This window comes from Kitasatospora sp. NPDC127121, assembly GCF_042677305.1.
In the GTDB taxonomy this organism is placed as follows: Bacteria; Actinomycetota; Actinomycetes; order Streptomycetales; family Streptomycetaceae; genus Kitasatospora.
Map to the genome: position 1 here is coordinate 1 of NZ_JBHXTQ010000115.1, position 19,832 is coordinate 19,832.

Sequence of the window (19,832 nt, forward strand, 5' to 3'; positions counted from 1 at the left end):
CAAGGTCGGCATGGGCGCCCTGCGCGCCTACCTCCTGGTCGCGATGGTGATGGTCATCATCAAGATCGTCCAGACCGCGCTCAACCACTGAGCCGCCGCCGGGGCGGCGCCCGACAGTACCGCCGCCCCGGCCCCGACCCGGAAACCTCGACCGCCCCGCACCCGGGGAAGGAAGGAAGTACGGCCATGCGCACCGCCCTTCACCACCACTGCCCGCGCGTCCGCCTCGCCCTGCACGACGGCGTCGAGAGGAACTACCGCCTCGACGACCCCGGCGTCTGCCCGCACTCCGGCACGCCCAACACCCGGGCCTGCGCGTACGAGCCGCGCGTGCACCTGGCCTACCTGCTGGCCCGCCAAGGCCACCGCCCGGACTGGCTCGCCGACTTCGCGGACCTCCCGCCGGCCGCCGCGCGCCGCCTCAGCCGCGCCGCCGCCCGCCACCGGCCGCACGGCTGACGCCCCGCCGACCGCACCACCCGCGCCCTCGCGCACCCCTCCACCCGCTGTCCTGTCACGGAGGTGACCTGCCATGTCCATCGTCGCCGCGTTCCACCCCTCCCTCCCGTCCGCCGGCCGCGGCCGCCTGCGCGCCGCGCTCGCCGCCGTGGGCCGACGCCTGGCGGAGAGCCCGCTGGACAGCCCCGTCCTGCACGCCGTCACGGCCCGGGGCCCGGCACCGGCCGCCGCCCCCGCCGACCGCCCCACCCGGCTGCGGGCCAGCTGGCGGACCGTCACGGCCCCGGACGGCACCGCCCGGCTGGAAGCCTCCTGGCACCCCTGGCACCCCGCCCGCTGACCAGCCCGTACCGACTCGCAACCATTCGCACCGACCCCGCACCGACCCGCCGAAGGAGCATCCGCCATGGCCGTGCGCTACCCCAGGCTCGAAGCCATCTTCTCGGACCACACCGCCGCCGCCCCGCCCCGACGGCCGCGCCCCGCACCGGCCCCCCGGCCCGCCGTCGACCCGGACACCGGCCTGGTGGTGGACCCCGAACAGCGCACCGTCACCGTCGACGGGCAGCAACTGGCACTCCCCTACCTGGAGTTCGAGCTGCTCGCGCACCTGGTCGACAACCCGCTGCGGGTCCACTCCCGCCGCCAGCTGATGGAGACGGTCTGGGGCCGGCCGGACACCGGCGACACCCGCACCATCGCCACCCACATCGCCCGGATCCGCCGCAAGCTCGGCCCCGGCCACCGGGAGGCGATCGCCACCGTCCGCCAGATCGGCTACAAGTACGACCCCCGCCTGACCCGCGTCGCCTGACCGCCGTCCGGCCGCGCCGCCTGACCGCGCCGCCCGAGGCCCGATCGCCCGCCCCGGCGGCACCCCGCCGGCCACCACCCCACCGAAGGAGGACACCGCCGTGACCAGAACCGCCCTGTTCCCCTGGACCAGCAGAGGGACGGCGCTGTGCGGCGTCCTGCTCCTCCTCACCCTCCAGGGGATCGCCGTCGGCGTCGCCCCGGGGCGGCTGCGGCTCTTCCTCTCCGGCGTGCTCATCGGCGCCTCGGCGGCCGGACTGCTCCTCGCCCTGCTGCTCGCCCGCAGCGGGCGCGGCACCGCCCGGCCCGCCGCCCCCGGCGAGGACGACACCCAGTGGTTCAGCGCCCGCTCCCTGGACGGGTTCCCGATGGAGCAGGTCCGACCGCTGCTGCTGTCGCCCGGCGCCCCGGGCCTGAACCGGCTCTACACCGCCTGGGTGTTCGCCACCCACGGGCACGACCCCCAGTGGATCGCCCACCACCTCGACCTGTCCACCCCGACCGCCCGGCTGCTGGTCACCGCGGCCCGGCACCACACCGCTCCCGACAGGAGGCCGCAGTGATCACGGCCCTCGACCACGTCCAGCTCTCCGCACCCCCCGGCAGCGAGGCCCTGCTGCGGGCCTTCTACGGCGACGTCCTGCAGATGGCCGAGATCCCCAAGCCCCGGCCGCTGACCGAGGGCGGCGGCTGCTGGTTCGCCGCCGACGGCGGCCGGGTCCGGCTCTACCTCGGCATCGAGGAGCGCTTCCGCCCCAGCACCAAGGCCCACCCCGGCATCGCGGTCTCCGAGATCGACGACTTCGCCTCGCGGCTGTCCGAGCTCGGCGTGCTCGTGGTGTGGGACGAGAGCCTGCCGCCCCGGCGCCGCTTCTACACCACCGACCCCGTCGGCAACCTGCTGGAGTTCGTCGAAACGGCCTGAGCCGGCGCGCGGGGGAACCCCGGATCCATTTGCCTACGGACGTACCGAAGGAGCAGACTGCCCGGGGCCCGCAGGACGGGCCGGGACGGCACCAGACGACACCACCGGAGGAGGCGGCCATGGGCGAAGACCCTCCCAGTACGCGCCGCCGTACCGGCCGCCTCCCCCACGCCCGCCCGCGCACCTGACACGACGGCCCGGGGGGACGCGGCGTTCGTCCCGATCCCGCTGACGTCGCACGCACCTCTCCCGACCCCGGGGCCCCGGGTGCGCGCCGGAGGTGCACCCCATGACCCTGCCGAAGCCGGCCCCGGGCGCCGCCCGGGGCTCACTGCCGTCCCGGACGGCCGCCCGCCTGGCCCGGATGACCTGGGTGGACGCGCTCGTCGCGGCCGCCGTCCTGGTGCTGCTCTACCTCGCGCTGCGGGTCGGGCAGGGCACCACCGTCCGGTTCTCCACCGGCCGGAACGCGGCGGTCGACACCGACCCGGCGCGGCTGCCGTACGACGCGGCCCGCTCGCTGCTGCGGATGTTCGCCGCGCTCGCCGTGTCGGTGGTCTTCACCTTCGGCTACGCCTACGCCGCGGCCCGCAGCCGCCGGCTGGAGCGGGTCCTGATCCCGGCCCTGGACATCCTCCAGTCGGTGCCGGTGCTCGCCTTCCTGACCGTCGCGGTGACCGGCTTCCTCGCCCTGTTCCCCGGCTCCGTGCTGGGCCTGGAGTGCGCGGCGGTGTTCGCCATCTTCACCTCCCAGGCCTGGAACATGACCTTCGGCTTCTACTGCTCGCTGGTCTCGCTGCCGCCCGAACTCGACGAGCTGTCACGCTCGTTCCGCTTCACCCGGTGGATGCGGTTCTGGAAGGTCGAACTGCCCTCGGGCATGATCGGCCTGGTCTGGAACGGCATGCTGAGCTTCGGCGGCGGCTGGTTCTTCCTGGTCGCCTCCGAGGCGATCAGCGTCGACGACCAGGGCTACGCGCTGCCCGGCGTCGGCTCCTACGCGGGCGCGGCCATCGCCGCCGGCGACCTCGGCCGGGTCGGCTGGGCGATCGCCACCATGGCCGTCCTGGTGGTCGGCGTCAACCTGCTGTTCTGGCGCCCGCTCACGGCCTGGGCCGAACGCTTCAAGAACGAGCAGTCCGAGGCCACCGAGGTGCAGCGCTCCGTCGTGCTGGACCTGCTGCGCCGCTCGCACTGGCCCGGACTGCTCGGCCGGCTGCTGCGCCCGGGGTGGCGGGCGCTCTCCCGGGCCGGGCGCCTGCTGGGCACCGACGACCGCCCGCTGGCCGTCGACCCCGGGCGGCGGCGCGCCGGGGACGCCGTCTTCGCCGCCGTCGCCGGCGGCCTCGTGCTCTGGGGCCTGGTCGACCTCGGCCGCTACCTGCACGGCGCGACCGGCCTCGGCGTGTTCGGCGAACCGCTGCTGCTCGGCCTCGCCACGCTCGCCCGGGTCGTCGTCCTGGTGACCGTCGCCACCCTGGTCTGGGTGCCGGTCGGCGTGCGGATCGGCTTCTCCCCCCGGCTGACCCGGATCGCCCAGCCGCTGGTGCAGGTGCTCGCCAGCTTCCCGGCCAACTTCCTCTTCCCGCTGGTCGTCTGGCTGCTGCTGCGGACCGGGCTGTCGATCGACCTCGGCGGCGTCCTGCTGATGGCCCTCGGCGCCCAGTGGTACATCCTGTTCAACACCATCGCCGGCGCCATGGCCATCCCCACCGACCTGCGCGAGGCCATGGACGACCTCGGCGTGCGCGGCTGGCAGCGCTGGCGGCGGCTGATCATCCCCGGGATCTTCCCGGCCTACGTCACCGGCGGCCTCACCGCCTCCGGCGGCGCCTGGAACGCCTCCATCGTCTCCGAGGTCGTCACCTTCGGCGGCACCACGCTCACCGCCACCGGCCTCGGCGCGTACATCGCGCGGGCCACCGAGCGCGGCGACTACCCGCACCTGCTCGCCGGGGTGGCGGTGATGAGCCTGTACGTCGTCGCCCTCAACCGGCTGCTCTGGCGCCGCCTCTACCGCCTGGCCGAGCGCCGCTACTCGCTCTGACCCGCGCCCGCTCCCCGCCCCGGAGGTCCCCGTATGCGCTTCCCGTTCCCGCGCGCCGCCCGCCCCGCACCGCCCGCCGCCGCTGATGCTGCTGCTGCTGCTGTGTTCTCCCCCGCCGACGGCGAGGTCCTGCTGGAGACCGTCGGCCTCACCAAGGCCTACGCCGGCGCCGACGGCGCGCTGCCCGTGCTGTCCGGCATCGACCTCACCGTCCGGGCCGGCGAGATCGTCGCCCTGCTCGGCCGCTCCGGCTCCGGCAAGTCCACCCTGCTGCGCTGCCTGTCCGGGCTGATCCCGCCCAGCTCCGGCACCGTCGCCTACCGCGGCACCCCGCTCACCGGCGCCAACCCGGGCACCGCCCTGGTGTTCCAGACCTTCGCGCTGCTGCCCTGGCTGACCGTCCGGCAGAACGTCGAACTCGGCCTGGAGGCCCGCGGCGTGCCGCCCCGGGAGCGCGCCGAGGCCGCCGTCCAGGCCATCGACCTGATCGGCCTGGCCGGCTTCGAGTCCGCCTACCCCAAGGAGCTCTCCGGCGGCATGCGCCAGCGCGTCGGCTTCGCCCGCGCCCTGGTCGTCGAACCGGACGTGCTGATGATGGACGAGCCCTTCTCCGCGCTGGACGTCCTCACCGCCGAGAACCTGCGCGGCGAGCTGCTGGAACTGTGGGAGTCCGGCCAGTTCCCCACCCGCGCCGTCGTCCTGGTCACCCACAACATCGAGGAGGCGGTCCTGATGGCCGACCGCATCGTCGTCCTCGGCTCCCGCCCGTACGGCACCATCCGGGAGACCGTCGAGGTCGACCTCGACCGGCCCCGCGACCGCGACGCCGCCGCCTTCGACGAACTCGTCGACCGGGTCTACCGGATCATGACCGGACGCCCCAAGGAGACCCGCCTGCCCGGCCGCGCCGACGGCGCCCGGCCCGACCGGCGCACCGTCGCCAACACCCCGCTGCCCACCGCCAGCGTGGACGGCCTCGCCGGCCTCGCCGCGATGATCGCCCACCGCGGCGGCTGCTGCGACCTCGCCGACCTCGCGGACGAACTCGGCCTCGACATCGACGACATGCTCCCCCAGCTCGACGCCCTCGACCTGCTCGGCTTCGCCGAGATCCACGGCGACGACCTGCTGCTCACCGAGGCCGGCACCGCCTTCGCCGGAGCCGACGTCCAGGAGTCCCGGACCATCTTCGCCGGTGCCGCGGTGGACGTCCCGCTGGTCCGGCTGATCACCAACGGCCTGCGCGGCCGCCCCGGCGCCGCCGTGCACGCCGGCTTCTTCCGCGACCTGCTCGCCCACCACTACACCAGCGAACAGGTCGACCGGCAGTTGGAGACCGCCACCGACTGGGGCCGCTACGCCGGGCTGTTCGGCTACGACGCCGCCCTGCGGGAGTACCGGCTCGACGAGGAGACCGCCTGAAGCCCCGGAGTCAGGCCTGGCCGGTGGCCGGGCGGCGGCGGGCGGAGCGGACGGCGCGGGCGAACGGCTGCTCGGCCGTCGCGGCGGCCGGGCCGGTACCGCCGCCGTCGCCGCCGTCACCGCGCCCGGGCAGGTCGTTGGCGATCAGCGCCGCCTCCGTCAGCAGGCCGCGCACCTCGGCGGCGCGGTAGAAGATCCGGGTGCCCTCCCGGCGCGAGACGACCAGCCCGGCCGCCCGCAGCCTGGCCAGGTGCTGCGAGGTCGCCGCCACGTGCGCGCCCAGCAGTTCCGCCAGTTCGCTGACCGGCAGCTCCCGCCGGGTCAGCGCCCAGAGCAGCCGGTACCGGGACGGGTCGGCGACCGCCTTCAGCACCGCGACCGCCCGCTCCGCCGCGTCCGTGTCCCACGCCTCTTCCTGCGCACCCATGCCAGGGATCCTACCGAGCCGGCCCCACCGCCCCGGCGCCCCGGCGGCGCCGAAGCCGGTGCCGTCCGGCCGGGCGCGGGCGTCGCCGGCGGGCATACCCAGCGGGCGTCGATAGCGGGCCGATGGCCGGGGCTGCCAGGCTTCAGCCATCCTTTCCACCGCAGCCGACCGGCCGCGCCGTCCAGGAGTTGGAGTCCGTACGAGATGATCGAGCACACCACGTTCCGTACCGCGGTCAGCGGATCGCACGAGCACAATCCCTGGGGCTGAGCGGCCTGGGTCCGCCTTCGGACGCCCGCCCGCCGGGCGGTGTCGGGGTGTCCGCACCCGGCCGCCGTGGTGGTTGGGGCGCCCAGGGGGGCGGTTGGGGGGGGTGGGGGCGGGTCATGCCGTCAGGCCGCGGCGAGGGCCGCCCTGACCGCGGCGCCGACCTGCTCGGTGGTGAGGGTGCCGCCGAGGTCCGGCGTGCAGGCGCCCTCCGCCACGGCCGTGCCGACGGCCAGCTGGATCGCCTTAGCCTCGGCGGCCCAGCCCAGGCGCTCCAGCATCAGCGCGGAGCTGAGGATGGCGCCGAAGGGGTTGCCGATGCCCTGGCCGGCGATGTCGGGCGCGCTGCCGTGCACCGGCTCGTAGAGGCCGAACCCGGTGTCCGGGTTGATGTTGGCCGAGGCCGCGTTGCCCAGGCCGCCGGCCAGCATGGCCGCCAGGTCGCTGAGGATGTCGCCGTACGAGTTGTTGGTGACGATCACGTCGAACTGCGACGGGTCGGAGATCAGCTTCATCGCGGCGGCGTCGACGTAGAGGTGGGTGGAGTCGATGGCGGGGTGCTTCGCGGCGGCCTCGCGGAACACCCGCTGCCACACCTGGCCGCCGTGCCGGACGGCGTTGGACTTGTCGACCATGCAGACGCCGCGCTCGGCGATCGAGTACGCGTACTCCATCACCCGCGAGACGCCCATGTAGGTGCTGACGTCCGCGTCGACGGCCATCTCGTGCACGGTGTTCCCGCGCAGCACTCCGCCGATGTCGGTGTAGAGGCCCTCGGTGTTCTCCCGGACGATCACGGCGTCGATGGCGCGGGTCCGGGCGTCGCGCAGCGGGCTCAGCCGCTCCTGGAGCAGGGTGGCCGGGCGGTGGTTGACGTACAGGTCGAGGTCGAAGCGCAGGCGCAGCAGGACGCCGCGGCCGTAGTCCGAGGTCTTCACCCGGGGGTCGCCGATGGCGCCGAAGAGCACCGAGTCGCTCGCCTTGATCCGCTCGAAGTCCTCGTCGGACAGGGAGACCCCGGTCCGCAGGTAGGTGTCGGCGTTGACGTGGTCGAGCACGTCGACCGCGAGGTCCAGGCCCAGCGACTCGATGGTCTCCAGGGCCTCCTTGGTCACCTCGGGGCCGATGCCGTCACCGGGGATGACGGTCACTGTCTTGGTCATGGGTCTCTCACCGTTTCTGGGGTGGGGCCGGCCGGTTGTGGGTCGGGTCGGCCGGGCCGGGGGCGTCGGGCAGGGTCACCGCCGCGCGGCCCTGGGAGCTGCGCCGGGGGGCGCGGTCGTCAGGAGGCCCGGCGCTGCTTCGCGGTGTCCGGGGAGGAGAAGGCGCCGCGGGTGATGCTGGTCATCCAGGCCGGGCGGCCCTGCTCGAAGGCGGCGATCGCGTCGGCCTTGCGCAGGGTGACGTCGATGTCGTCGAGGCCGTTGAGCAGCAGCCAGCGGGCGCGCTGGTCGGCCTCGAACTCCCAGGTCCCGAGGTCGGTGCCGACGGTCAGCTGCTCCAGGTCGACGGTGATCTCGAACTTCGGGTCGGCCTGGGCGCGTTCGGCGAGGTCGGCGACGACGGGCACCGGCAGGGCGACGGCCAGCAGGCCGTTCTTCAGCGCGTTGCGCAGGAAGATGTCGCCGAAGCTGGTGGCGATGACGGCCCGGAAGCCCCAGTCGCGCAGGGCCCACACGGCGTGCTCGCGGGAGCTGCCGGTGCCGAAGTTGTGGCCCGCCACCAGGACGCTCGCGTCCTGGTGCTCCGGCTGGTTCAGGACGAACCCGGGCTCCTTGCGCCAGTGCCCGAACAGGGTGTCGGCGTAGCCGGTCTTGGTCAGCCGCTTGCAGAACTCGGCCGGGATGATCTGGTCGGTGTCGACGTCGTCCCGGGACAGGGCCACGGCCTGTCCGGTGTGCGCCGTGAGCGGCTGCCTCATGCCTCTGCCCCCTGCTGGTCGGTCTGGCTGCGGTCGGTGGAACGGGTCGGACGGGCCGGTCCGGTGGAACGGATCGGGCGGGTGTGCCCGGCGGGCGCGGTCACAGCTCGGTCGGCGCGGCCAGGCGGCCGACCACGGCGGTGGCGGCGGCGACGACGGGCGAGACCAGGTGGGTGCGGGCGTGGGTGCCCTGCCGGCCCTCGTAGTTGCGGTTGGAGGTGGAGGCGACCCGCTGGATGCCCTGGAGGCGGTCGGCGTTGATGCCCATGCACATCGAGCAGCCGGAGAGCCGCCACTGCGCGCCCGCGTCGAGGAAGACCTGGTCCAGGCCCTCCTCCTCGGCCTGGGCCCGGACGGCCATCGAGCCGGGGACGACGAGCATGGTGATCCGGTCGGAGACCTTGCGGCCGCGCAGCACATCGGCGGCGGCCCGCAGGTCCTCGATCCGGCCGTTGGTGCAGGAGCCGAGGAAGACCGTGTTGATCTCGACGTCCCGCAGGGCGACGTCCGGTTCGAGGCCCATGTACTCCAGGGCGCGGCGCGCGGCCTGCTGCTCGGCGGGGGTCGCGAAGGTCTCGGGCGCCGGCACCGCGGCGTCCAGCGGGACGGCCTGGCCGGGGTTGGTGCCCCAGGTGACGAAGGGCTTGAGCCCGGTGACGTCCAGTTCGACGACGCGGTCGAAGGCGGCGCCCTCGTCGGTGCGCAGGGACTGCCAGTAGCTGACGGCCTCGTCCCAGTCGGCCTCGGCGGCCGGGTCCCAGCGCTCGCGCAGGTAGGCGAGCGTGGTGTCGTCGGGGGCGATCAGGCCGGCGCGGGCGCCCGCCTCGATGCTCATGTTGCAGACCGTCATCCGCCCCTCCATGGAGAGGTTCTCGACGGCCTTGCCGCGGTACTCGATCGCGTAGCCGTTGGCGCCGTTGGCGCCGATGTGCGCGATCAGCGCGAGGATCAGGTCCTTCGGCGTGACGTCGGCCGGCGGCTCGCCGACGAACTCGACGGACATCGTCCGGGGGCGCTGGAGCGCCAGCGTCTGGGTGGCGAGCACGTGCTCGACGTCGCTGGTGCCGACGCCGAAGGCGAGCGCCCCGAAGGCGCCGTGCGTGGAGGTGTGGCTGTCGCCGCACACCACGGTCATGCCGGGGCGTACGAAGCCCAGTTCGGGCGCCACCACGTGCACGATGCCCTGCCGGTCGTCGCCGAGCGAGAACAGCTCGATCCCCTGCTCCTCGCAGTTCTCGCGCAGGCGCTCCAGCTGGGCGCTGCCCATCGCGTCCTTGACCAGCAGCGTGTTGGTGGGCACGTTGTGGTCTTCGAGGGCGAGCGCGAGGTCGGGCCGGCGGACCCGGCGGCCGGCCAGCTGGAGGCCGTCGAAGGCCTGCGGGGAACTCGCCTCGTGGAGCAGGTGCAGGTCGATGTAGAGCAGGTCGGGCTCGCCCGGTGCCTGGTCGACGACGTGGCTCTGCCAGACCTTCTCGATCAGGTTGCGCTCGGTGCCGCCCATCAGCTGGCCACCGCCATCTCGCTGGTGCGCTCCAGGCGCTCGGCGATGATCTCGCGCAGCTCGCCCAGTTCGATGCAGGTGCCGTCGGCGCGGCCCGCGATGTAGGTCTCGTAGATCTCGTCGAGCAGGTCGTGCTCGGCGCCGATTCCCATCTGGTCGAACAGGTTGCGGACCACATTGCGCCCGGAGTGCCGGCCGATGAGAATTCCGCGCTCGCGGCCGAAGCTGTGCGGCTCGACGTATTCGTAGGTCACCGGATTGCGCAGCATTCCGGCCTGGTGGATTCCGGCCTGGGTGGCGAAGGCGTTCTCCCCGAATATCGCCTTGTTGCGCGGCGTCGACATTCCGATGATCCGGGCCAGCAGCTGGTAGGCCTCGTAGAACTTCTCGGTGCGCAGCCGGCTGGTCAGGCCGAGCTGCTCGCCCTTGTAGAGCAGCACCGCGGCCAGCTCCTCCAGCGGGGTGTTGCCCGCGCGCTCGCCGATGCCGGCGATGGTGGCCTGCACCTCGTCCGCGCCGGCCTCGACGCCGGCCAGGGCGTTGGCGAGGGAGAGCCCGAGGTCCTGGTGGCAGTGGGTGGACAGGATGATGTGGTCCGGGATCCAGGAGCGGACCCGCGCCACCTGGGCGCCGAACTCGGACGGGATCAGGCAGCCGGTGGTGTCGGCGAGCGCCACCGTGTTGGCGCCCTCCTCGATGCCGGCCTCGATCATCGGGCGCAGCAGGTCGTCGCTGCCCCGGCTGGCGTCCTCGATGCCGAGCGTGATGTCGGTGAAGCCCAGCTCGCGGGCGAACCGGATGCTGTCGATGATCTCGTGCAGGCCCTCGGCCCGGGTGAGGCCGCGCTTGTGCTCCAGGTGGACGTCGCTGCCGGTGGCCATGATCTGGACCTGGTGGCGCTCGACGCCGCCGGCCTGGGCGGCCAGCTCGATGTCCGCGCGGACGGCCCGGTTGAGGGTCGCCACCTTGGCGGTGGTGAGCGCGCCCGCGATCAGTCTGGTCGCCTCGAAGTCACGCGGTGAGGAGCTGGGGAAGCCGGCCTCGATGGTGTCGACGCCGGTGGCCTCGATGGCGAGGGCCAGCTCCAGTTTCTGGTCGGGGTTCATCGCGTTGCCCGGGGCCTGTTCGCCGTCGCGCAGTGTCGAGTCGAATACCCGGAGCCGCCGTGCGGTGGGGACGGATTTCGGAGACATGGATTTTCCGCCTCTTTCGGGAACGCCGCCGGACGGGCGACCGGACGGGAGGTCGCGGTGTGCGGCGGCGGAGGATTGTGGCTGGCAGCGGTGACTTTACTGGTCCGGAATCACTGTCCGTCAAGACTTTTCGAACAAATAATCATTCGATGGCGGGCCGATAGCGGGAACCCTGACAATAGGCTTGACGCGCCCTTTTCCCGATGCATCGTGTACTGAGGCAAGGAGTGGTTTTCATGCGAGATATCCCGTCCGAGGAACGTCCGCCGGCCCGGTTACCGCGCCCGGGGCGGGTGGGCTGATGGCGAGGGTCATCGTCGAAGCGCTGGACAGCGTCCACGGGCGCACCGCCGCCGGCCTCGACGCGAGACTGGAGTCGCTGGTCGACAACGAGTGGGTGCCGGTGGTCGAGCGGAGAACGGACGCGAGCGGCCGGATCGAGGAGTGGGGCGGGACGGACGGCGGACGCGGCCTCTACCGGCTGGTGTTCGACGTCGACCGGTACTTCAGCGGGCTCGGCCTGTTCACCGTGCACCCCGAGGTGGCGGCCACCTTCCGGGTCTCCGACGGCGAGTCGGGGCACCGGGTGAGCCTCACCCTCTCGCTGAACCACTACGCGGTGGCCTTCATCGCCGACTAGGACGGTGGACCCGGGCCCGCGGGGGGCTCCGGGTCGCCGGCGGCCAGCCGGGCGGAGCGCAGCAGGTCGAGGGTGCGGGCCTCCTCGGCGGGGGTCCGCATCAGGCGGAACACCAGCCGGGCCCGCCGCAGGTGCTGGACCGCCAGGTCGGCCTCCCCGGTGCCGAGCGCCAACTCGCCGAGGGTGACGAGGATCCGGCCCATGATCAGCCGCTCGTTGGAGCCCTCCGCGAGGAGCAGTGCGCGGTGCAGGGCGTGGGCGGCCTCGCCGCTCTCGCCGAGCCGGTGGCGGGCCGCGCCGATGCCGTGCAGGGCGTAGATCTCGCCGGTGTGGTCGCCGATCAGCCGGACGACGTCGAGGGCGCGGGAGAAGGCCTCCAGGGCCCGGTCGTAGCCGCCGCGTTCCAGGTGGCTCTGGCCCATCCGGTGCAGCACCTGGGCCTCGACCCGCCGGCCGCGGCCCTCCCGGCTGAGCCGCAGCGCCTCGTCGAGGAGCTCTCCGGCGCCCTCCTCGTCGCCCTCGCCCAGTTTGAGCTGGGCCAGGTTGTGCAGCACGTAGGCGACGGCGACGGAGCCGCCGCTCGCCCGCAGGACGGTGAGGGCGGCCTGGTAGTGGGCGGTCGCCTCGTCGATCCGGCCGTCCACCCGGGCGAGGTAGCCGAGGCCGCGGGCGGTCAGGGCGGAGCCGAGGTCGTCGCCGAGGTCGGTGAAGATCCCGGCGGCCTGGCGGAAGCGCTCCTCGGCGGCGGCGAAGTTCTGCCGGGTCAGCGCGAGCGAGCCGAGGGAGTGCAGTGCGGCGGCCTGGCCGAGCCGGTCGCCGCCCTTGCGGGCGGCCGCGAGGGCGAGTTCGTGGGTGTCGCGCCAGTCGTCGAGCCGGCCGTGGGTCTCCAGGAACGTCACGGCGGTGACGGCGAGTTCCCAGCAGTGCGCGGTGAGGCCCATCATGGCCGCCTGCCTGACCCGGGGCACGAGCATGGGCCGCTCCCGGGCGAACCACCGCAGCGGCTCGGCCAGCAGCCGGTCCACCGTCCGGGCGGGCAGCGGGTGCAGGGCGGTGCCGCGGCCGCGGATCAGCACGTCGCGGCCGTACTCGCGCTGCCTCGCCTCGATCAGCAGGTAGAGGAAGCAGCCGATCACCCGGGCCAGTGCGGCCTCCCGCTCCTCGACGCTCTCCTCGTCGACGAGGCGTTCGCGCGCGAAGACCCGGATCAGGTTGTGCAGCCGGTACTGGGTGTGGCGGCCGGGCGCGGTGCCGACGGCGTCCAGCAGTTGGGCGTCGGAGAGTTCGTCGATCAGGTCCTGGACCTGGTACTCGGGGAGGTCGAGCAGCGCCATGCCGACCCAGGTGGAGAACGGCCCCTCGTCGATCAGGGCGATCCGCCGCAGCAGCCGGCGGGCGTCCTCGCTGACGCTCTCGTAGGTGAGCGAGAGGCCGGCCCTGATGCCGACGTCGGCGTACTTGAGCTCGTCGAGCCGGCGGGTCCCGTCCTCCAGCCGCTCCACCAGTTCGGTGATCTCCCAGTGCGGCCGGGCGGCGAGCCGGGCGCCGGCGATGCGCAGCGCCAGCGGCAGGTGGTCGCAGAGTTCGGCGAGCGCCTTCGCCGCCTCCGGTTCGGCCGCCACCCGCGCGGGGCCGGCGATCCGGCCGAGCAGTTCCGCGGACTGCTCGGGGTCGAAGGTGTCGACGTCCACCCGGACGGCTCCGGCGAGGCTGCCGATGTGCCGCCGGCTGGTGACGATCACGGCCGAGGTGGGCTTGCCCGGCAGCAGCGGGGTGATCTGGCTCTCGGTGGCGACGTTGTCGAGGACGATCAGCACCCGGCGCTCGGCGAGCAGGGCCCGGTACATCTCGGCCCGCTCCTCCAGCCCGTCGGGGATGGCGGTGCCGTTGACGCCGAGGGCGCGCAGGAAGCGCTCCAGCACCTGGGCCGGGCCGACGGTGTCGGGGGCCCCGGCGTGCAGGTCGGCGAAGAGCTGCCCGCCGGGGAACTCGGCGGCGATCTGGTGGGCCGCGTGGACGGCCACGGCGGTCTTGCCGACCCCGGCCTTGCCGACGACGGAGACGATCGGGACGGCCAGCCGGGACTGGTCGTGGGAGGAGAGCAGCAGCCGTTCGCGCAGGCCGGCGAGCAGGTGCTCGCGGCCGGTGAAGTCGGCGAGGTCGGCGGGGAGCATCTCCGGGACGGCGGCGGGGGCGGCGGGTGCCACGGGCGGCGCGGCGGCGGGCTCGGCGGCCGGGGCTCCGTGGGCGGCGGCCGGACGGCTGTCGGGCAGGTCGAGCCGGGGGTCGCCGGCGAGGATGGAGAGTTCGAGCCGCTGCAGCCGGGGGTCGGGTTCGACGCCGAGTTCGTCGATCATCCACTGGCGGGTGTCGCGGTAGACCTGGAGCGCCTCGGTCTGGCGCCCGGAGCGGTAGAGCGCCAGCATCAGCTGGCCGCGCAGCCGCTCCCGTAACGGGAACTCGTCGACCAGGCCCAGGAGTTCGCCGACGGCCGCGCCGTGCCGGCCGAGCGCGAGTTCGAGCTGGATGCACTCCTCGGTGGCGCCGACCCACTGCTCGGTGAGCTGGCCGGCGGCGGAGCGGATCGACTCGCTGGGCAGGCCGCCGAGGGGGTCGCCGCGCCACAGTCCGAGCGCCTGCCGGAAGAGGGCGGCGGCCTCCGCCTTGCGGTCCTGGGCCTCCGCCCTGCGGTCGCGGTCCTCCGCCGTGCGGTCGCGGTCCTCCGCCTTCTGGTCGCGCAGCGCCCGCGCCTTCCCGACCCGGTCGCGGGCCTGGAGCAGGTCGAGCTGGTCGTCCGCCGCCTTCACCATGTAGCCCTGCGGGTGGGTGGTGATGACGTCGGAGAGGCCGTGCGCGGCGAACAGCCGGCGCAGGGCGGAGACGCTGATCTGCAACTGCGCGCGGGCGGTGGCCGGCGGGGCCTCCTCGTAGAGGGCGCGGACCAGGCGGTCCACGCTGACCACCCGGTTGACGTCGAGGAGCAGCGCGGCGAGCACCGTCTGCTGCCGGATCCCGCCGAGGTTCAGCGGCCTGGCGTCGACGAGCGCTTCGAGCGGGCCGAGAATGCGGTACTCGACCCGGGGCACGGGTGAGGAACTGCCGTCGTGGCGTATGCCGGAACCAGGTCTGTGCCCCACCGTTTCCACTCCCCCCAGAGGAATAGGCGCAGGATCGCAAGGCACTCTAAGGACGGCCCGGTCAATGGGTCAACGCTATTCAGTTCTCCCCAAAAGACGCCGCCTGACGGGTTGCGATCGGCGTCCGCACCCTCGGGTGACCCACGAAAAATCGGCACGGAAATGCCGGTTGGCCGGATCGGCGCGCACCGATCCGGCCAACCGTCGCCCGGGGCGGTTTCAGGCCTTCATCAGCTCCGCGACCCGGAAGGCGAGGTCGAGGGACTGGCGGTGGTTCAGCCGCGGGTCGCAGGCCGTCTCGTAGCGCTGGTGCAGGTCCTCGGCGCGGACCTGGTCGCCGCCGCCGAGGCACTCCGTGACGTCGTCGCCGGTGAGCTCGACGTGGATGCCGCCGGCGTGCGTGCCCAGCTCCCGGTGCACCTCGAAGAAGCCGGCGACCTCGCCCAGGATGTCGTCGAAGCGGCGGGTCTTGCGGCCGTCGTCGGTCTGGACGGTGTTGCCGTGCATCGGGTCGCAGATCCAGGCGACCCGGGCGCCCTCCGCCGTGACCTTCTCCACCAGCGGCGGCAGCAGTTCGCGCACCCGGCCCGCGCCCATCCGCACCACGAAGGTCAGCCGGCCGGGCCGGCGGTCGGGGTCGAGGCGGTCGACGTAGCCGAGGACCTCGTCCGCGGTGGTCGTGGGGCCGAGCTTGACGGCGATCGGGTTGTGGATCCCGGCGAAGTAGGCGATGTGCGCGTCGTCCAGGCCCCTGGTCCGCTCGCCGACCCAGAGCAGGTGCCCGCTGGTGGCGTAGTGCGCCCCGGTGCGCGGGTCGGTGCGGGTGAGGGGCTGCTCGTAGTCCAGCAGCAGTCCCTCGTGGCTGGCGAAGAACTCGGCCTCCAGCAGCCCGGCCGGGTCGCAGCCGCAGGCTTGCAGGAAGCGCAGGGCGCGGTCCACACCGTCGGCCAGTTCCTCGTAGCGGCGGGCCTCGGCGGAGTCCTCCAGGAAGCCGCGGTTCCACTGGTGGGCCTGGTAGAGGGAGGCGCTGCCGCCGGCCGCGAAGCCGCGGACCAGGTTGAGGGTGACCGCCGACGCCTCGTACATCCGCCGCAGCCGCGCCGGGTCCGGGCGGCGGGCCGCCTCGGTGAACTCCGGGCCGTTGACCGCGTCGCCCCGGTAGGAGGGCAGGCTGAGGCCGTCACGGGTCTCGTCCGGCTGGGAGCGGGGCTTGGCGTACTGCCCGGCCAGCCGGCCGATCTTCACGACCGGGACGCCGCTCGCGTAGGTCAGCACCACCGCCATCTGCAGCAGGGTGCGCAGCTTGGCGGTGACCGCGTCCGCGGTGAGGCCGCCGAAGGTCTCGGCGCAGTCGCCGCCCTGAAGGACGAAGGCCTCGCCGGCGGCGACGGCGGCCATCCGGTCGGTCAGCCGGTCGCACTCCTCGGCGAGGACCAGGGGCGGGGCGGCCGACAGGTCGGCGACCACCTCGCGCAGCGCCGCCTGGTCCGGCCACTGCGGTTGCTGGGCCGCCGGCAGGGAACGCCAGGCGGCAGGTGCTCCGGTCTGCGGAATTCGATTCATCACGGCCCTCGGATGGGAACGGAAATCGCTGGCCCGCTCATTGCAGCCCGGCCGCGGAAAGAAGGTCAAGCGTCCGCGAATTGGCCTGCTCCCACACCGGAGAACTGGTCTGACCGCCTTCCGGGACGAACGGATTGACTGGGGGCCATTCGTTCACCGGCCGTACCCAGCCGGCCATTCACGATGAGGATTCCGATGCCAGACGCGCCATCGCACCCTCCGTTCGCCGTCCGGCTCGGCACCGCGCCGCTGCCGCCGCACGACCCGCTGGAGCTGTACACGCGGCTGGGCGACCGGCTCGGCGCGGAGCAGGTGTACCTGCTGGAGAGCCTGACCGAGTCCGGCCGGCAGGGCGGGCCCGCGGTGCTCGGCTGCGGTCCGCTCGCCGAGATCCGGCTGTACGGCTCGTACCTGGAGATCGACGGGATCGCGGAGCTCGCCCCGGTGCTGCGGGCGACCGCCGAGGCGGCGGGCCTCACCCCCGCCGCGGACGCCCCCGGGCGGCTGGAGGCCCCCGACCCGGCCCGCGTCTGGGAGTTCCTGCGGCGCGCGCAGGGCCTGTTCGGCCTGGAGCCTGGCCTGCCCGGCGACCGCTTCCACTTCGGCTTCCTGGCCCGGTTCGGCTACGACGCGGCCTGGCACATGGAGGACCTGCCGGCCCGGGCGCTGCCGCCGGCCCGCCCGGACGCCGTGCTGACGCTGTTCCGCGACAGCGTGCACTACGGCACCGACGGCGCGCCGGTCCTGCGGACGGCCGACAGCCCGGCCTTCGGCGAGCACGGCCGGCACGACCTCGCGGGCGCGGCCCGGGAGGCGGCCGGGCAGGAGCCGCAGGCCGCGTGCCCGCCGGCCGCCCGCCCGCAGTCCGTGCACGACAGCGTGGACCGCGACACCTTCCACGGCTGGGTCCGGCGCTGCCTGGAGCACATCGGGGTCGGCGACATCTACCAGATCCAGGTCGGCCACCGGATCGACGTCCGCACCGCGCTGACGCCGGTCGAGGTCTACCGGCGGCTGCGCTCGCGCAACCCCTCCCCGCACATGTACCTGCTCCCGAACGGCGAGGGCACGCTGATCGGCGCCAGCCCCGAGCTGCTGTTCCGGATCGAGGACGGCCGGATCGTGATGCGCCCGATCGCCGGCACCACGCGCCGCGACCAGGACGAGGAGGAGAACGAGCGGCGGATCAAGGCCCTGCTGGCGAGCACCAAGGAGCAGGCCGAGCACGTCATGCTCGTCGACCTCTCCCGCAACGACATCAGCCGGGTCTGCAAGCCGCACACCCTGACGGCCGACGACCTGATGGTGGTGGAGACCTTCTCGCACGTCTTCCACCTGGTGTCCACGGTCAGCGCCGAACTGGAGGAGGACGCCGACGTGTGGCGGTCGCTGTGCGCGACCTTCCCGGCCGGCACCATGACCGGCGCGCCCAAGCTGCGCGCCATGGAGATCATCCACGAGATCGAGCGGGAGCCGCGCGGGGCCTACGCCGGCGCCGTCGGCCTGATCGACGTCGGCGGCTGGAGCGAACTGGCGCTGTGCATCCGCACGATCGCGCACGACGGCGCGGTGTACTCCGTGCAGAGTTCCGCGGGGATCGTCGCCGACTCGACCCCCGAGGGCGAGTGGAACGAGACGTTGGCGAAGCTGGGCGCCGCCTACTGGGCCCTGACGGGTGAGGAGTTGACGGCGTGAAGGTTCTGCTGGTGGACGCGCGGGACAGCTTCGTCCACATCATCGACCAGTACCTGCGGGCGCTCGGCGCGGACACCGAGGTGGTCCGCTCGCACACCCGCACCCCCGAGCAGCTGGCCGCGACCGCGCCCGACGCGGTCGTGCTCGGCCCCGGCCCCGGGCACCCGGCGGCCTCCGGCCACGTCGAGCTCGTCCACCACTTCGCCGGGAAGGTCCCGCTGCTCGGCGTGTGCCTGGGCCACCAGGCGATCGGCCTGGCGTTCGGCGGGCGGGTCCAGGTCGCCGACCGGCTGATGCACGGGCGCACCAGCACCGTGACGCACGACGGGCGCGGCCTGTTCGCCGGCCTCGGCAACAGCCTCACCGCGACCAGGTACCACTCCCTGATCGTCACCCAGCCGCTGCCCGAGGACCTGGAACTCACCGCGACCGCCGACGACGACGGCTACGTCATGGGCATGCGGCACCGCAGCCTGCCCATCGAGTCGGTGCAGTTCCACCCCGAGAGCATCACCACCACCGGCGGCATGCAGCTGCTGGAGAACTTCCTCGCGGTCGGCGCCGGGCGCTGACCGCACGCACATCGGAATCGACGAGCGGAATGGGTGACCAGTGACAGGGAATGGTGAATCGCGCAGCTGGCCGCAGCTGCTCGCGGCGCTGATCGGCGGGACGGACCTGAGCACCGCCGACACCGCCTGGGCGATGGACCGGGTGATGCGCGGCGAGGCGGCGCCGGCGCAGCTGGCCGGGTTCCTGGTGGCGCTGCGGGCCAAGGGCGAGACCGCCGAGGAGGTCGACGGGCTGGTTCGGGCCGCGCGCGAGCACACGGTGCGGGTCGACGTGCCGGGGCCGACGCTGGACATCGTCGGCACCGGCGGGGACGGCGCGAAGACCGTGAACGTGTCCACCATGGCCGCGATCGTGGCGGCCGCCGCCGGGGCCCGGGTGGTCAAGCACGGCAACCGCTCGGCCTCCTCCGCCTCCGGCTCGGCGGACGTGCTGGAGCGGCTCGGCATCGCGCTGGAGCTCTCGGCCGAGGAGGTGGCCCGCTCGGTGCGCGAGGTCGGGATCGGCTTCTGCTTCGCCCCCGCCTTCCACCCGGCGTTCCGCCACGCGGCCGTCGCCCGCAAGGAGTTGGGCGTTCCGACGGCGTTCAACGCGCTGGGCCCGCTGACCAACCCGGCCTCGCCCACGGCCATGGCGGTCGGCGTCGCCGATCCCCGGCTGGGCCCGCTGATCGCCGCCGTGTTCGCCCGCCAGGGCGTGGACGCGCTGGTCTTCCGGGGCGACGACGGCCTCGACGAACTGTCCGTCTCCACCACCTCGACGGTCTGGACGGCGACCACCGGCCGGTTCGTGCAGGAGCGGCTCGATCCGCGCGAACTCGGGATCGCCACGGCGGCCCCGGACGCGCTGCGCGGCGGCGACGCCGCCCACAACGCGGGCGTGGTCCACGCCGTCCTGGACGGCGAGCAGGGCCCCGTCCGCGACGCCGTCCTGCTGTCCGCGGCGGCTGGCCTGGCGGCGCTGACGCCCTCCGAACAGCCGGTCGTCGAGCGGCTGGCGGCCGCGCTGCCCCGGGCCGCCGAGGCGGTCGACTCGGGCGCGGCGGCCGCCCTGCTGAAGCGCTGGGCCGAGAGCGGGCCGCCGCGCGCGGGGCGGCCGGACTGAGCCGCCACCGGGCCGCCGTCGTCGGGCGGCGGCACCGGGGCGCGACGCCGACGGGGCCGCGGGGGCCGCCGCGGGGGGGGGCGCCCGCGGGGCCGGCCGGGGGGGGCGGGGGGGGGCGCGACACCGCGACGCCCCCCGACCGGACCCC

General features: G+C 73.9%; 18 protein-coding genes. 11 read left to right on the top strand and 7 right to left on the bottom strand.

The window, feature by feature from the left end; all coding sequences use genetic code 11:
• Positions 1 to 186 precede the first annotated feature (186 nt).
• From ACFVHI_RS34675 to ACFVHI_RS34705, 7 genes are all read left to right on the top strand, one after another.
• Entirely contained in the window at positions 187 to 459 is a 273-nt protein-coding gene (locus tag ACFVHI_RS34675; protein WP_063349740.1) for a hypothetical protein, read from the top strand.
• A 73-nt stretch (positions 460 to 532) separates the two neighbouring features.
• Positions 533 to 799, top strand: a complete 267-nt coding sequence (locus ACFVHI_RS34680) for a hypothetical protein (protein ID WP_063349739.1) — start codon at positions 533 to 535, stop codon at positions 797 to 799.
• Positions 800 to 865: 66 nt separating this feature from the next.
• A complete protein-coding gene (locus ACFVHI_RS34685) occupies positions 866 to 1,273 on the top strand; it encodes a winged helix-turn-helix domain-containing protein (protein WP_063349738.1) in 408 nt (135 codons plus the stop codon).
• Between the two features lie 100 nt (positions 1,274 to 1,373).
• Entirely contained in the window at positions 1,374 to 1,835 is a 462-nt protein-coding gene (locus ACFVHI_RS34690) for a hypothetical protein (RefSeq protein ID WP_107452946.1), read from the top strand.
• On the top strand, positions 1,832 to 2,197 hold the full coding sequence (locus ACFVHI_RS34695; protein ID WP_063349737.1) for a hypothetical protein: 366 nt from the start codon (positions 1,832 to 1,834) through the stop codon (positions 2,195 to 2,197). Before ACFVHI_RS34690 ends, ACFVHI_RS34695 begins: the two co-directional genes overlap by 4 nt.
• A 289-nt stretch (positions 2,198 to 2,486) precedes the next feature.
• Positions 2,487 to 4,244 (top strand): ABC transporter permease, encoded by a 1,758-nt coding sequence (locus tag ACFVHI_RS34700; RefSeq protein ID WP_380345897.1) that lies wholly within the window; start codon positions 2,487 to 2,489, stop codon positions 4,242 to 4,244.
• A 33-nt stretch (positions 4,245 to 4,277) separates the two neighbouring features.
• On the top strand, positions 4,278 to 5,666 hold the full coding sequence (locus tag ACFVHI_RS34705) for a nitrate/sulfonate/bicarbonate ABC transporter ATP-binding protein (RefSeq protein ID WP_380345899.1): 1,389 nt from the start codon (positions 4,278 to 4,280) through the stop codon (positions 5,664 to 5,666).
• Between the two features lie 10 nt (positions 5,667 to 5,676).
• Here ACFVHI_RS34705 and ACFVHI_RS34710 read toward each other — a convergent pair whose 3' ends face one another.
• From ACFVHI_RS34710 to ACFVHI_RS34730, 5 genes are all read right to left on the bottom strand, one after another.
• Positions 5,677 to 6,093, bottom strand: coding sequence for a metalloregulator ArsR/SmtB family transcription factor (locus ACFVHI_RS34710; RefSeq protein WP_063349734.1), 417 nt, complete (start codon positions 6,091 to 6,093; stop codon positions 5,677 to 5,679).
• 392 nt (positions 6,094 to 6,485) lie between these two features.
• Complete coding sequence (locus ACFVHI_RS34715) at positions 6,486 to 7,523, bottom strand: isocitrate/isopropylmalate dehydrogenase family protein (protein WP_063349733.1); 1,038 nt, start codon at positions 7,521 to 7,523, stop codon at positions 6,486 to 6,488.
• Between the two features lie 119 nt (positions 7,524 to 7,642).
• Entirely contained in the window at positions 7,643 to 8,281 is a 639-nt protein-coding gene (gene leuD / locus ACFVHI_RS34720) for a 3-isopropylmalate dehydratase small subunit (protein WP_063349732.1), read from the bottom strand.
• Between the two features lie 100 nt (positions 8,282 to 8,381).
• A complete protein-coding gene (gene leuC / locus ACFVHI_RS34725) occupies positions 8,382 to 9,782 on the bottom strand; it encodes a 3-isopropylmalate dehydratase large subunit (protein ID WP_063349731.1) in 1,401 nt (466 codons plus the stop codon).
• Positions 9,782 to 10,975, bottom strand: coding sequence for a LeuA family protein (locus ACFVHI_RS34730; RefSeq protein WP_063349730.1), 1,194 nt, complete (start codon positions 10,973 to 10,975; stop codon positions 9,782 to 9,784). Before ACFVHI_RS34730 ends, leuC begins: the two co-directional genes overlap by 1 nt.
• Before the next feature lie 301 nt (positions 10,976 to 11,276).
• On the opposite strand from ACFVHI_RS34730, the gene ACFVHI_RS34735 reads away from it, so the two are divergent.
• A complete protein-coding gene (locus tag ACFVHI_RS34735) occupies positions 11,277 to 11,615 on the top strand; it encodes a hydroxyisourate hydrolase (protein WP_063349729.1) in 339 nt (112 codons plus the stop codon).
• On the opposite strand, the gene ACFVHI_RS34740 is transcribed toward ACFVHI_RS34735, so the two are convergent.
• On the bottom strand, positions 11,612 to 14,701 hold the full coding sequence (locus ACFVHI_RS34740; RefSeq protein ID WP_380345902.1) for a BTAD domain-containing putative transcriptional regulator: 3,090 nt from the start codon (positions 14,699 to 14,701) through the stop codon (positions 11,612 to 11,614). The genes ACFVHI_RS34735 and ACFVHI_RS34740 overlap by 4 nt on opposite strands.
• 270 nt (positions 14,702 to 14,971) lie before the next feature.
• Positions 14,972 to 16,315: a class II 3-deoxy-7-phosphoheptulonate synthase gene (locus ACFVHI_RS34745; RefSeq protein ID WP_063351485.1), complete on the bottom strand. Its 1,344-nt coding sequence runs from the start codon at positions 16,313 to 16,315 to the stop codon at positions 14,972 to 14,974.
• Between the two features lie 195 nt (positions 16,316 to 16,510).
• Between ACFVHI_RS34745 and ACFVHI_RS34750 the strand changes: the two genes are divergently transcribed.
• Genes ACFVHI_RS34750 through trpD form a run of 3 tightly spaced genes read left to right on the top strand, consistent with a single transcriptional unit; the run spans position 16,511 to position 19,684 of the window.
• Positions 16,511 to 18,010: an anthranilate synthase component I family protein gene (locus ACFVHI_RS34750; RefSeq protein ID WP_380345904.1), complete on the top strand. Its 1,500-nt coding sequence runs from the start codon at positions 16,511 to 16,513 to the stop codon at positions 18,008 to 18,010.
• A complete protein-coding gene (locus ACFVHI_RS34755; protein WP_063349726.1) occupies positions 18,007 to 18,582 on the top strand; it encodes an aminodeoxychorismate/anthranilate synthase component II in 576 nt (191 codons plus the stop codon). The genes ACFVHI_RS34750 and ACFVHI_RS34755 overlap by 4 nt, the downstream gene beginning before the upstream one ends.
• Positions 18,583 to 18,622: 40 nt before the next feature.
• Positions 18,623 to 19,684, top strand: a complete 1,062-nt coding sequence (gene trpD / locus ACFVHI_RS34760) for an anthranilate phosphoribosyltransferase (protein ID WP_380345906.1) — start codon at positions 18,623 to 18,625, stop codon at positions 19,682 to 19,684.
• The last annotated feature ends 148 nt before the right edge of the window (positions 19,685 to 19,832 follow it).